Origin of the sequence: Nonomuraea aurantiaca, from assembly GCF_020215705.1 — a bacterium.
Classification (GTDB): Bacteria; Actinomycetota; Actinomycetes; order Streptosporangiales; family Streptosporangiaceae; genus Nonomuraea; species Nonomuraea aurantiaca.
Genome location: NZ_JAIWNB010000008.1, coordinates 236,636 through 249,049, shown reverse-complemented (window position 1 = coordinate 249,049; position 12,414 = coordinate 236,636). Strand labels below are relative to the sequence as shown.

Here is a 12,414-nt window from a genome sequence, read left to right as displayed (position 1 = left end):
CCGAGATGAGCAGGCCCGCCCTGTTCAGCGGGGACATCGGCCTCGGCCCGGCAGGCAGGTCCTGGCCGGCATGGACGAGCAGGGCCGTACCCGCCACCATGACGGCGGCCTGGGCGACGGCCACCACGCCCGACAGGCGCGGCGCGCCGGCCAGACCTGCGTCCACCACGACGATGGCCGCCAGCACGGCCCAGTTCCACCCCGCCGGCAACGAGGTGGAACTGGTGGAGAGGTCGAAAGACAGGACATCCACCATCAGAACGACCACGGCGATCACGATCGCCTGGCGGGTCAGCGGCCCGCTGACGTCGCGGACGGGCCCGGCTCCGCGCCCCTCGCGCCCTTCCCTGTCGGGCACCGGCACCCCTTCCGCCCTTCGTCCCGACGGCCCGCGGTTTGGTGGGCGGGCGGTCACAACCACCCATAATGTCTGGTCACGGACCATGCGCGAGTCCCCCGGGCGGGGGACCTGCATCCCCTGACACCGTGACGACAGCGGCAGGCGGGCCTTTCTAGGCTGCCCGCACGATGAACGCCCCCTCAGCCGCCCGCCGTCTTGGCGCCGTGCTCGCCATCCTGCTGAGCACGCTCGGCCTTCTCATGCCCCCTGTGGCCGAAGCGGACTCCGCCGCCGTCGGCGACCTGCACGTCGCCCAGACGCTCGGCGGCCGGGAGCTGACCGTCATCCTGCGACGGGTCACCGGTGTGCCCGGACCTCTGCACGTGGACGTGATCACCCACAAGGGCACCGCCGCCGGCCGCCTCGACCTGGCGGTGGTCCCCACGGGCGTTTCCACGTCCGCGTCCGCCGCGTCGGTGTCGGGCACGACCGTTGACACCGCCGCGGTCGCCTTGAGCGGCCGGCCCGGGACCTGCTCCGCCGTACTGGACGTCACCCGCGCCGGCCCGTGGGAGCTGTCCCTCAGCGATGGGAACAGGACCGCGACGATCCCCTTCATCGTGCCCAAGCAGCTCACCTCGCCGCCCGAGACCGCGGTCTACCTGGGCTTCAGTGGCGCGGGTGTCCTCCTCCTCGTCACCCTTCTGGTCGCCGTACGCGCCCGCCGCGGCTGGTGGACACTGGTGCCGGGCGGCGCTCTGGTCGCCTGCCTGGCCGTGGCGGTCACCGGCGCGCTGTTGTCGTCCCGGCTACCGCCGCCACCGTCCCAGGGCGGCCAGGTCGATGCCACCATCGACGGCGTCGACGATCCCTACGCCTACTCCGGGCAGCGGATCGGCGACTACTCCCGCCCGCCGGGCACGCTGCTGCTGTCGTCCTCCACGACCAGAGCGGGCGAGGTCGCCGATGTGCGGCTGGCCCTGTCCGACGCGTCCACCGGTCTGCCCCTGGACGACGTCGTCGTGCACGACGGGGCGCTCCTGCACCTGCTGGTCGTCGGCCCTTCCGGGCAGTTGTGGCATTTGCACCCGATAAGGACCGGCGCCGGGGTGTTCGAGGTTCCGCTGTCCCTGCCCGAGGGCGGCCACTACGCGGTCAGCGCCGAGTTCGCCCGCCGGGGCGGCGGCGTCCAGCAGCTCCGCTCGGCCACCGGCATCGACGCGGTGCCCGCCACCGGCCGGACGACAACCGGCTCCCGCCCGGAGGTCGCCGCCCGGACGACAGCCGGCGATCTCCAGGTGGGAGCCGGTGCGCGGACGGTGGCCGACGTCCAGGTACGGCTCTCGGCATCGTCGCTGGTGGCGGGCCAGGCCGCCGTACTGAGCGCCCGCGTGGGCGACACGGCGACCCTGCAGCCGTGGCTGGGCATGCTCGGGCACCTGATCGTCGTCGGCCCGCTCGCGCCCGAGGCAGCGGTGGGTACGGCGACGCAGAACGCCCAGGTGTGGGCCCACTCCCACTCCATGGGCGCGATGCCGGACCGTACCCACGACACGAGCGGCACGGACGGGACGGCACACGCGCCGGGCATGGGGCCGCACTCACCCTCCCCGGGCCTGGACCCGGACATGCCCGGGATGGGCGGGCTGACCTCCGTCAACGGCGACAGCACCGCCGACGAGACGGTCGCCGCCTACGGCCCCGACATCTGCTTCGTCCACACCTTCCCGGCGCCCGGCTACTACCGCATCTGGATCCAGGCCGAGCGCGGTTACACCGTCCTGACCGTTCCGTACCTGCTCCACGTGACCGGCACCGTGGAGAAGAGGCCATGAGCCGGCGGTTCCTGGTCGCCGCGGTGGTCCTGGCGGCGACCCTGCTCACCGCGCTGTCGGTGCACGCCCTGTGGGCGCCGTGGCCCGGCGCGGCCCGGCCCGCCTCCGACGCCCCGCGGGGCGCGATCACGCTCACCGGCGGCACCGCCCGCGACATGGTGATCCTCACGGTTTCCGCGCCCGTCACCGGCAGCACCGCGCTCGACGTCCGGCTCGTGCCGCGCGGCGGCACGGCGACCGGCGGGCCGGCGCCGGTGGTCATGGTCTCCGCGGCGCTGCCCACCGCGGGCCACGCGGTACCCGATTGCACCGCCGTACGAGCCCCGGACGGCCACTACCACGTGGCCGCTCTACCGCTGATGATGCCCGGCCGCTGGCAGGTCCTGGTCACCGTCGACGGCGACGGCCACCGCGACCGGCTCGTCTTCCCGCTCAACGTCCCCCGTTGATCCGCCAGAAAGGCACAGAACTCCGATGAACCCCGCTCCCGCGTACACCGTGCTGGCCGGCACCCTGATGTCGCTGGCCGGCATCCACTGGGACGTGCAGTGGCACGTCGACGTCGGCCCGGACACCTTCTTCACTCTCCCGCACCTCATGCTGTACTCCGGCAGCGCCATCGCCGGCATCGCCAGCCTGGTGATGGTGCTGCGCGTCACCTCCGCCCAGCGGGCCGGGCACCCGGCCGACCCCGCCGTCGGCGGCAGCCCGGTCCGGGTTCTCGGCGGCAGGTTCACCGCGCCCCTCGGTTACCTCGTCGCCGGCACCGGCGCCGCGTTGTTCCTGCTGTACGGCCTTCTTGACCTGTGGTGGCACTCCCTGTACGGCTTCGACGCCGTCCTGGACTCCCCGCCCCACGTCGCCCTGTTCATCTCCATCAGCCTGACCATGGTCGGCAGCGTCATCGTCTTCGCCGCCGCCCGCGCACAGCCCTGGGGGCGGATCGGGCTCGTCGCCGGCATCCCCGTGCTGATCATGTTCACCCCGCTCACCACCAACGCCTTCAGCAGGCTGGGACTGCCCATCGACGCCCGGCTCGCGGGCAGCGTCTTCTTCGCAGTCTGCCTCGTCCTGATGGGCGCGATCACGCTGCGCCGCCGGCGGGTGGCCCTGTCCATCGCGGTCGTCCTCGGCCTGATGCAGCTGTTCCTCTGGTGGTTCTCGCCGTGGGCCGCGAGGGTCTACGCAGACTACGTGGGGTTGCCCCTGCGCGACAACCTCGTGGGCGTCCCGCCTCTACTGCCTTCCATCCCGATGTTCATGCTGGTCGCGGCCCTGGTGATCGAGGGGCTGCTTGGGCTCGGGCGCCGGCGCGGCTGGTCGGCCCGCTGGCTGCCCCAGCTCGTCGGCGCCGCCGGCGGCGTGGTGGTGAGCCTGTCGATGCTGGTGCAGATGTCGTCGCTGAGCGGCGGGGCAGGGCCGGTGGGCCGCTCCGCCGCATCCGTGACGGCGGTGGTGAGCGACGTGCTGCTCGGGCTGACGCTCGGTGCCCTGGCCGGGTTCCTCGCCGCCCGTTTCGCAGTCCTGCTGCACCTCAACGCCCCCGCCGCCGACCAGGAAGGCCGCTGAACCGATGCGCCTCACCACGCTCCTCGCCCCGTACGTCATGGGCGCGGTCATGCTCCTCACCGCCGCGCCCGCGCAGGCCGAGCCTGAGCAGGCGTACGCGCCGGTCGAGGTCGTCCACACCGAGCAGGTGCAGGCCGGCCCCTACCACCTGACCGTGGGCTTCTCCACCTGGCCGCTGCGCGCCATGCAGTCGCTGGACTTCACCTTCGTCCCCGACGGAGGGCTGAGCGGAAAGTCCGGCACCCTCGCCATGACCGGCCCCGGCCTGAAGCAGGGAATGCGCAGAGAGAGCCCGCTGTCCCGCCATCCGCGCAAACGGGACGTCTGGGGCCTGGACATCCAGTCCCTGCCCACGGCCGGGCAGTGGAGCTTCACCTTCACCGTCAACGGCCCGCGAGGGCAGGGCACGGGCACTCTCGGCAACGTCACCGTCCTGGAGCAGCCCGGCCCGCCGCTGGCACTGAGCTGGACCCTGTGCTCCCTGCCCGTCCTCGGGCTGATCGCCTTCCTGGCCGTCGCCTGGCGGCGCCACCGCCCGTCCCGCCGCCTGGCGCTGATAGGCGTCTTAAAGATCCGAACTCCATACAGGCCCTAGCTAGCACCGTCGCCTGCGTGACCACCATGGTCCCCCGGATGGTTCGTGACGGTCCGTGGTAGCTGGTGTCCTTTTGGGGCTGTACCCCCTCCGGGGGAGCGGAAGAAGACGGTCCGTCGTGGCGGAGGTCGCCATGAAAGGAGGAGCGGAGACCCGGCGGAGGGTCGTGATCACCGCATCAGCGTTCTCCCTGGACGATGTCGCGGTGGATGCGGGACAGCGGTACGCCGTCGATCCGCAGGCGCCGGACCGTCTCGTTGACCATGCCGGACGGCCCGCACACGTACACCTCGTGCTCGGCCCACGAGTGGAAGCGCTGGGTGACCTCCGGCAGCCGGCCGCGCATCCCCTCGTAGCCGGCCTGGCCGGACACCACCGGTAGCACCCGCAGCCAGGGGAAGGACGACTCCATCCGGATGAGGTCCGGCAGGTCGTACAGCTCCGCCGCCGTCCGCGCGCCGAACAGCAGGTGGATGTTGGGGCGGCGGCCCGACGCGATGATGTGCTCGATGATCGCCTTGAGCGGCGCCAGCCCGGTGCCGCCCGCTACGCACAGCACGTCGCGCGGGCTGCGGTCGCACAGCGTCATCGTGCCCATCGGCGGCCCCAGCATGATCGTGTCGCCGATGCGGGTGTCCCTGGCCAGCGTGGTGGACACCCAGCCGCAGGGGACCGAGCGCACGTGCAGCGTGATCGTGTTGTCCGGGCGCGGCGCGTTGGCGATGGAGAACGTGCGCCACACGCGCGGCCACCGCGAGACCTGCACGTTGACGTACTGGCCCGCCGTGTACGGCAGGCGCTGCGTCGGCCGCAGTGTCAGGACAGCGATGTCCGGGGTGCGGAGCTCGTGGTCGACGACCTCGGCCAGCCACCACGCGGGCGAGACCCCGGAGTCGGCCTCGGCCGATTCGATCATGAGGTTGGCGGCGGCGGTGTAGGCGGCCGCCCAGGCGGCCTCGATCTCCTCGTTCCAGATGTCGGCGGCGAACCGCTTGATGGTCGCGAGCAGGGCGTTGCCGACCGCGGTGTAGTGCTCCGCGATCACGCCGTACTTGCGGTGGTCCCGCCCGAGCTGGCCGAGGAAGGACGCCAGGCTGGCCGGGCTGTCCAGGCTCCACACGATGCGGGTCAGAGCGCCGAAGAGCCGGTCGCGCTGCAGGTCCATGGCCGGCGGGAACATGCCCCGCAGCTGCGGACTCTCGGCGAACAACCGGCCGTAGAAGTAGGCGGCGGCCTTGTCGGCCACCGGCTCCACGGCGGAGAAACTCTCCTTTACCAGGCGCGGATTCAACGACATGAAATTAACCCCACCCTTTGACCGGAATATTCTTCCGGTCGTGTCGTTACACCTCCCTGACGGTTCCGGGTAATGAGCGTGCGGCGGGCCCCGGCACGACTGCTCGCTCGAATTCGAGTCTTACACCACCTCCTGAGCGTCACAACCGTTTCGCCCCGATACAGTGCAGAGCAAAACTGTCCGTGACGATAACGTGATTTTCCGCGTTCGAGGTGTGGGAGATCTCGGTCATCAAAGTGAAAGTGTGTCTTATTCGCATATGTGATGGAAGTGAACGGACCGAGGGGGAGCCGTCGGCGGCACGGCTCCCGGGGCGGAAGTCAGGCGGGCCGTACGTTCTCCGCGAAGTGGCCGGGCTTATTGCCGGGCGCCTCGAAAACGAAGACGATGTACGTCTCGTAGAAATCCGGGCCCCGTCCGGCCACGCGTCCGGCGCCCATCCGCCGGCTCTCCCTCCATACCAGCTGGGTGAAGTGACCGCAGTCGGCGACGTTTTCCGGGTCGGCGAAGTCGTAGCCCTTGATTTCCTCGTACCATTCGGCAACCGCTTTCCCCGCGTCGAGCGGCCGTTGTTTCGAGCCGGCGCCCCAGAAAAGGTTCTCCCCGGTGCCTTCCCGTAACCCCTCGTGCCCGGCCTCCGTGTCCGGGTATTCCGATCGCGACGCGGCGCGGGATCTGGCGTACTCGACCAGCTCCTGGTCCAGGACCAGCGGCGGGGCGTGGTGCTCGGCGCGGAGGGCATTGGCCTCGGCCAGCGCCTCGGCGAGGAAGGCGGCGCTCGTGGCGTCCGGCAGAGGGGCGCGATAGCGGGCCACCGTCAGCACCTCGTTTGCGAGGGGCCGTACGCGAATACGTCATTGTTCGCAGGCACGATGAGTTTCCTTCCTGTGGTCCGGCGTTGTCCTCTGGATTGTGGGGGACGAGTTTTGCCCGGACAAGAGCCGAAGGGGGCCCAGATATTATGGCGATGACATTTCGGGTGGTCCTTATCGGGCTTTTCCTGGCTGGATAGGAAGACGCGATTCATTGACAATATTGGCCGGGAATTGTCAGGCGCGCCGCCGCTCCAGAGCCGGACATATGCCGACAAAACAGGATAAAATGCACCTTTGTGATATATCTGACAGGCGGCGGGGAATGGATTGACTCATTCAGTAGAGTCGGAATAATCGGATCTTGGCGGACGCGTCGCCACTGGGAGTGACGCAGAGGCAACGGACTGGAAGGGGAGATGCCGCTTGCTTCGGCAGAGGGGGTCTCCGTAGCCGCCTCCCGCTTGAGACCAGCGCATACTCCAGCCCGTTCGCAAAGGTGACCATGGCTCGCTCCCAACCCCCACCGCCCCAAGCTCCGGTACGTCGGACACCGTCACCTCAGTCGACCGCTCCCCAGCGGCCCGCGACGCAGACGCCGGCGCCGGCCGCTCAGACGCCGGCCACCCCGTCACCGCAGACGCAGTGGCTCTGGCCGGCGGCGCTGGCCCTGCCGGCGGTCGCCGCCTGCTGCGCCTTCGCCGCCCTGCTCCTCGGCAGCCGCAGCGGCGTCGTCTGGGCGTGCGTGGCCGCCGCGGCGCTCTCGCTCCTCGCCCTGGCCGCCGTGGCGGCGCTGCGCCAGGCGCACCAGGAGGCCCTGCGGACGATGAGCCGCCGCGAGAGCGCCATGCGCCAGCGCGAGGCCGAGTTCCAGCACCACCTCCAGCAGCGCAACACCCAGTGGAGCAAGCACGTCGCGGCCCGGTCCAAGGCCCTGCAGGAGGCGGTCAGGCACCTGGTGGACGCGCGGATCCCGGCCGTGATCGCGCAGGAGGCGGTGCCGCCGCCGTACCAGAGCCAGGGGCTCGACGAGGACGCGGCCGAGCTGCTGGAAGAGGTGCTCGACGCGGTCGGCGAGGCCGCCGAGCAGGACCGCGAGCGGCAGGAGTCGCTGCGGCTGGCCCTGCTGGCGCTGGCCCGGCGCGTACAGACCTCCGCCCACCGCATCCAGGAGAACGTCTCGGTGATGGCCGAGCGCCACCCCGGCAACCCGGACGTGCTGGAGACCAGCATGCAGGTCGACCACGCCGCCGCCCAGCAGGGCCGCCACGCGCAGAGCCTCGCCGTGCTGTGCGGCGAGTGGCCGGGACAGCAGTGGCCCAATCCGCTCGCGCTGGTCGACGTGGTGCGGGCCGCGTCCTCCAGGATCGTCGCCTACAAGCGGGTGGAGGTGTCGGGTGACCCGGACACCGCCGTCGCGGCCCACGTGGTCGAGCCGCTCATCCACCTGGTGGCCGAGCTGCTCGCCAACGCCACCCAGTCCTCGCCGCCGGCCACCACGGTGCTCGTGGCGGTGCGCAACGTACAGCGCGGCGCCGTCATCGAGATCGACGACGGCGGCGTCGGCATGGACGACCACCACCTGGAGCAGGCGCGCGAGATCGTCTCCGGGCGCCGCTCCGTCGACGTGGGCGAGGTGGGGGAGATCCCGCAGACCGGGCTCGCGGTCATCGGGCACTACGTACGCCGCCACGGGTTCCTGGCCGACCTGATGCCCTCGCCGTACGGAGGGGTGCGCGCGGTCGTCCTGGTGCCCGGCCCGGTCGTGGAGACGCTGGAGCCGGCCGAGGCGCCGCCGCGAGCCCGGCCCGCGCGCCACGAGGGCCGGCCGATCGAGACGGCCCAGGACCACCCCACGCTGGACGAGCCCGTGCCGGACGAGCCCGTCCCGGACGTGCCCGGTCCTCTGGGCGTGCACGTCGCCGGGACGGGCGGCACGACGGAGGGCACGGCGGGCGGCGGCGCGCTGCCGCGCAGGCGCTCACGCCGCGGCGAGGCGGGCTCCGACGCCGAGCGGCTCGCCGCGGCCGGACTGGCCGCCGAGCCGCCCGCCACTCCGGAACAGGCGGGCGAGTGGATGGCCGCCTTCTTCGACCACGACCCCGACGCAGGGGCACGAGACGACTGATGGCGAACGACGGACTGACGGCGAACGACGGACTGATGGCGAACGACGACTGATGAACGGGGTACCGATGCACCAAGACCAGGACTGGATGATCGCCGAGGTCGTCTGGGTCCCCGGGGTCCGCCACGTCGTCGTCCTCAGCTCCGACGGCCTGCTGAAGGCCCGCTCGGCCGGTACGGACAGAGACGTCGCCGACCGGCTGTCGGCCGCCTGCTCCGGGCTGCAGTCGCTGGCCCAGAGCGTGGGGCGCGAGTTCGGCGGCGGCAACCGGGCCGTCAGGGAGCTGATGGTGGGCTTCGAGGGCGGCTTCCTGTTCGCCCGCGCCGCCGGATCCGGCTCCCATCTGGTGGTCATCACCGATCCGGTGGTCGACCCGCGGCTCATCGCGCAGCAGATGCAGGCCCAGGTCATCAAGATCGGCGAGAGGAACTTCAGCACCCCCGCACGCCGGGCCGCGCGCAGATGAGCGGCGAGTCCCACGACAGCGGCGAGTACCACGACAGCGCGGTACGGCCCTACGTGCTGACCCAGGGCCGGGCCCGCCCCACCCGCAACACCATCGGCCTCGACACGCTCCTCGTCGTGGCCGACGCCGGCAAGCCGCTGTCGCCCTCCGCCACCCGCCAGTCGCGCGACCTGCTGCGTATGTGCGCGCGGCTGCTGTCGCTGGCGGAGGCGGCGGCGCACCTCCGGCTGCCGCTGAGCGTGGCCGGGATCTTAGCCTCCGACCTGGTCGACTCCGGCCACCTGATAGCCCGCTCCCGTATCCCGGAGGCCGGGCGTCCCGACCTGACGACCCTCCAGGAGGTGCTCAATGGGCTCCGCCGGCTCAGCTGACCGCTACCTGCCCGACACCGTGCAGCAGGCGGTCAAGATCCTCGTGGTCGGCGACTTCGGCGTCGGCAAGACCACCATGATCGGCGCGGTCAGCGAGATCGAGCCGCTGCGCACCGAGGAGACCATGACCCAGGCCAGCGTCGGCGTGGACGACCTGGCCGGGCTGGGGAGCAAGACCACGACCACCGTGGCCATGGACTTCGGCCGCATCACGCTCAGCCCGTACACCGCGCTCTACCTGTTCGGCACGCCCGGCCAGCGGCGCTTCTGGGACCTGTGGGCCGGCCTGGGCGAGGGCGCCGTGGGCGCGCTCGTCCTGGTCGACACGCGCCGCATCGAGGGCAGCTTCGAGGTGATCGACCAGCTCGAACTCCGGGGCGACCTGCCCTTCGCCGTCGCCGTCAACCACTTCCCCGACTCCGCCGACCACAGCCCGCAGGCGCTGCGGGAGGCCCTGGACCTGGAGCCCGGCACACCCATCGTGAACTGCGACGCCAGGAGCCGCTCCTCCTCGGTGGACGCGCTGATCACCCTCGTCGAGCACGCGCTCGCCCTGCAGAAGGGCCCCTCATGATCCCTCTGTCCGCCACCACGACCTGCCCCGATCCGCGCGGCGTCTTCCGCGGGCTGCGCCGTGAATGGGGCGACGTCGCCTGGGTGGAGCTGGAGCCGGGCGTCGGCGCCTGGCTGGTCATGGGCTACCAGGAGCTGCTGACCATCACCCGGCAGGAGAAGCTGTACTCGCGCGACGCCCGTAACTGGCGGCTGTTCCAGGAAGGCGTCGTGCCGCTCGACTCGGGGCTGGGGCCGATGATGTTCTGGCGGCCCAACGTGATCGGCGCCGACGGGGCCGAGCACCGACGCCTGCGCCGCCCGATCGACGACGGGGTCGCCGCGATCGACCAGCGCCGCATGCGCCGCTCCGTCGAGACCATGTGCCGCGAGCTCATCGAGGGCTTCGCCGACCGTGGCGGCGCCGACCTGGTCGGCGACTACGCGGCCGTCGTCCCGATGCTGGCCATCGCCGGCCTGTTCGGCCTCGACACCGGCCAGGGCCACGAGCTGCTGGCGGCGTTGCGCGCCCTGTTCGGCAGCGCCGAGGACTCCCAGGCGGGCAACAGGAAGTTCGAGGAGATACTCGGCGGCCTGCTGCGCGCCAGGAAGGAGACCCCGTCCGACGATCTGACCAGCCACTTCCTGGCCCACGCCGACCTGCGCGACGAGGCCGAGGTACTGCAGTCGATGGTGGTGATGATCTCCGCCGCGCAGGAGACGACGACCACGTGGATCGCGCAGACCTTCCGGCTCATGCTGACCGACCCGCGCTTCGCCGGCCGGGTGCGCGGCGGGCGCCTGGGCGTCGACGACGCGCTGGACGAGGTGCTCTGGCGCGACCCGCCCATGACGAACATGCCCGCCCGGTACGCCCTGCGCGACACCGAGCTGGGCGGCCGGCGCATCGCCCGCGGCGACGCGCTCGTCCTGGGCCTGTCGGCGGCCAACGACGACCCGCGCGTCCACGGCGGCGCGACGGAGATCGAGCTGGGCAACCGCGCCCACCTGGCCTGGAGCGCCGGCCCGCACGTCTGCCCGGCTCCCGTCCCCGCCCGGCTCATCACCCGCACCGCCGTGGAGACGGCCCTGCACCTGCTGCCCGACGTACGCCTGTCCGTGGACGCCACGGAACTGACCCCGCACCCGTCACCGTGGACCCGCTGCCCCGCCTCACTGCCCGTCCACTTCCGCGCGCTTGGAGACCGTTCATGATCCCTGTAGTCACCCTCGACCCCGCCGGGACCGACCACCACGGCGAGGCCGCCCGGCTGCGGGAGCTGGGCCCCGTCGTCCGCGTCGTTCTGCCGGGCGGCGTGGAGGCGTGGTCGGTCAACCATCACGCGCTGCTGGCCGAGCTGCTGACCGACCGCAGGGTCAGCAAGGACTGGCACAACTGGACGGCCATCCGTGACGGCCGCATCGCCGACGACTGGCCGCTCATCGGCATGGTCAAGGTCACCAACATGCTCACCGCCGACGGGCGGGAGCACCACCGGCTGCGCAAGTTCGTCACCCAGACGCTCACGCCGCGCCGCGTCCAGAGCATGCGGCCGCGCATCGCCGGGATCGTCGGCGGGCTGCTCGACGACCTGCCCTCGCACGCGGCCGCCGACGGGACCGTCGACCTGCGCAGGCACTTCGCCTACCCGGTGCCCATGCAGGTGATCTGCGAGCTCGTCGGGGTGCCGGAGGAGGAGCGCCCGGAGCTGCGGGAGCTGGTGGACAGCATCTTCCGCTCCACCACCTCCCCGGAGGAGGTGCTCAAGACCCAGCGCGACATCTACCTGCTGCTCGACCGGCTCGTCGCCGCGCGGCACGCCGAGCCCGGCGACGACCTGATCAGCGACCTGATCGCCGCCCAGCGCGACGACCCGGAGCGGCTCACCGACGAGGAGCTGGTCGGCACGCTGTGGCTGATGCTCGCCGCCGGGCACGAGACCACGCTCAGCCTGATCGTCAACGCCGCCCGCGCCCTGCTCACCCACCCGGAGCAGCGCGCGCTGGCGGTGGCCGGCGGCGAGGAGACCTGGTCGGCCGTGGTGGAGGAGACGCTGCGCTGGGACGCGCCCATCGGCAACTTCATGGCCCGCTACCCGCTGGAGGACATCGAGATCGCCGGCGTCACCATCCCCGCCGGAGAGGCCGTCCTGGCCCCGTACAGCGCGGTGGGACGCGACGAGGCGCAGCACGGCCCGGACGCCGCGCGCTTCGACATCACCCGTGCGCAGCGCAGGCACCTGGCCTTCGGCGGCGGTCCCCACCTGTGCCTGGGCGCCCCGCTGGCCCGCCTGGAGGCGACCGAGGCACTGCCCGCCCTCTTCCGCCGCCATCCCGGCCTGACGCTGGCCGTCCCGCCTGCCGCGCTGGTCCCCGTACCGTCGCTGTTCTCCAACTCCGCGGCGGAGCTGCCGGTCTTCCTGGCCGTGCCCTGATTCCGCCTGATACG

General features: G+C 71.7%; 13 protein-coding genes. 11 read left to right on the top strand and 2 right to left on the bottom strand.

Translation table 11 applies throughout. From position 1 onward, the window contains the following. Positions 1-5 precede the first annotated feature (5 nt). The 5 genes from LDL49_RS21285 to LDL49_RS21265 are packed head-to-tail and all read left to right on the top strand — an operon-like array spanning position 6 to position 4,339. Positions 6-482, top strand: a complete 477-nt coding sequence (locus LDL49_RS21285; protein WP_225292998.1) for a hypothetical protein — start codon at positions 6-8, stop codon at positions 480-482. Positions 483-528: 46 nt separating this feature from the next. Next, positions 529-2,175 (top strand): hypothetical protein, encoded by a 1,647-nt coding sequence (locus LDL49_RS21280; protein ID WP_225292853.1) that lies wholly within the window; start codon positions 529-531, stop codon positions 2,173-2,175. After that, positions 2,172-2,624: a hypothetical protein gene (locus tag LDL49_RS21275; protein ID WP_225292852.1), complete on the top strand. Its 453-nt coding sequence runs from the start codon at positions 2,172-2,174 to the stop codon at positions 2,622-2,624. Before LDL49_RS21280 ends, LDL49_RS21275 begins: the two co-directional genes overlap by 4 nt. Before the next feature lie 25 nt (positions 2,625-2,649). Beyond that, a complete protein-coding gene (locus tag LDL49_RS21270; RefSeq protein WP_225292851.1) occupies positions 2,650-3,744 on the top strand; it encodes a hypothetical protein in 1,095 nt (364 codons plus the stop codon). A gap of 4 nt (positions 3,745-3,748) precedes the next feature. Next, positions 3,749-4,339: a hypothetical protein gene (locus LDL49_RS21265; protein WP_225292850.1), complete on the top strand. Its 591-nt coding sequence runs from the start codon at positions 3,749-3,751 to the stop codon at positions 4,337-4,339. Positions 4,340-4,517: 178 nt separating this feature from the next. On the opposite strand, the gene LDL49_RS21260 is transcribed toward LDL49_RS21265, so the two are convergent. Continuing rightward, positions 4,518-5,636 carry a globin domain-containing protein gene (locus LDL49_RS21260; protein WP_225292849.1) on the bottom strand — a complete coding sequence of 373 codons (1,119 nt, stop codon included), beginning with the start codon at positions 5,634-5,636 and terminating at the stop codon, positions 4,518-4,520. Between the two features lie 320 nt (positions 5,637-5,956). Further along, positions 5,957-6,451, bottom strand: coding sequence for a CAP domain-containing protein (locus tag LDL49_RS21255; protein WP_225292848.1), 495 nt, complete (start codon positions 6,449-6,451; stop codon positions 5,957-5,959). A gap of 502 nt (positions 6,452-6,953) precedes the next feature. Between LDL49_RS21255 and LDL49_RS21250 the strand changes: the two genes are divergently transcribed. The 6 genes from LDL49_RS21250 to LDL49_RS21225 all read left to right on the top strand — a co-directional run bounded on the left by LDL49_RS21250 (position 6,954) and on the right by LDL49_RS21225 (position 12,400). Continuing rightward, positions 6,954-8,576 carry an ATP-binding protein gene (locus LDL49_RS21250; RefSeq protein WP_225292847.1) on the top strand — a complete coding sequence of 541 codons (1,623 nt, stop codon included), beginning with the start codon at positions 6,954-6,956 and terminating at the stop codon, positions 8,574-8,576. A gap of 67 nt (positions 8,577-8,643) precedes the next feature. Beyond that, entirely contained in the window at positions 8,644-9,042 is a 399-nt protein-coding gene (locus LDL49_RS21245) for a roadblock/LC7 domain-containing protein (RefSeq protein ID WP_225292846.1), read from the top strand. Then, positions 9,039-9,413 carry a DUF742 domain-containing protein gene (locus LDL49_RS21240; RefSeq protein WP_225292845.1) on the top strand — a complete coding sequence of 125 codons (375 nt, stop codon included), beginning with the start codon at positions 9,039-9,041 and terminating at the stop codon, positions 9,411-9,413. Before LDL49_RS21245 ends, LDL49_RS21240 begins: the two co-directional genes overlap by 4 nt. Beyond that, positions 9,391-9,987, top strand: a complete 597-nt coding sequence (locus tag LDL49_RS21235; protein ID WP_225292844.1) for a GTP-binding protein — start codon at positions 9,391-9,393, stop codon at positions 9,985-9,987. The genes LDL49_RS21240 and LDL49_RS21235 overlap by 23 nt, the downstream gene beginning before the upstream one ends. Beyond that, positions 9,984-11,180: a cytochrome P450 gene (locus tag LDL49_RS21230; protein WP_225292843.1), complete on the top strand. Its 1,197-nt coding sequence runs from the start codon at positions 9,984-9,986 to the stop codon at positions 11,178-11,180. The genes LDL49_RS21235 and LDL49_RS21230 overlap by 4 nt, the downstream gene beginning before the upstream one ends. Beyond that, a complete protein-coding gene (locus tag LDL49_RS21225; RefSeq protein ID WP_225292842.1) occupies positions 11,177-12,400 on the top strand; it encodes a cytochrome P450 family protein in 1,224 nt (407 codons plus the stop codon). The genes LDL49_RS21230 and LDL49_RS21225 overlap by 4 nt, the downstream gene beginning before the upstream one ends. Positions 12,401-12,414: the final 14 nt, after the last annotated feature.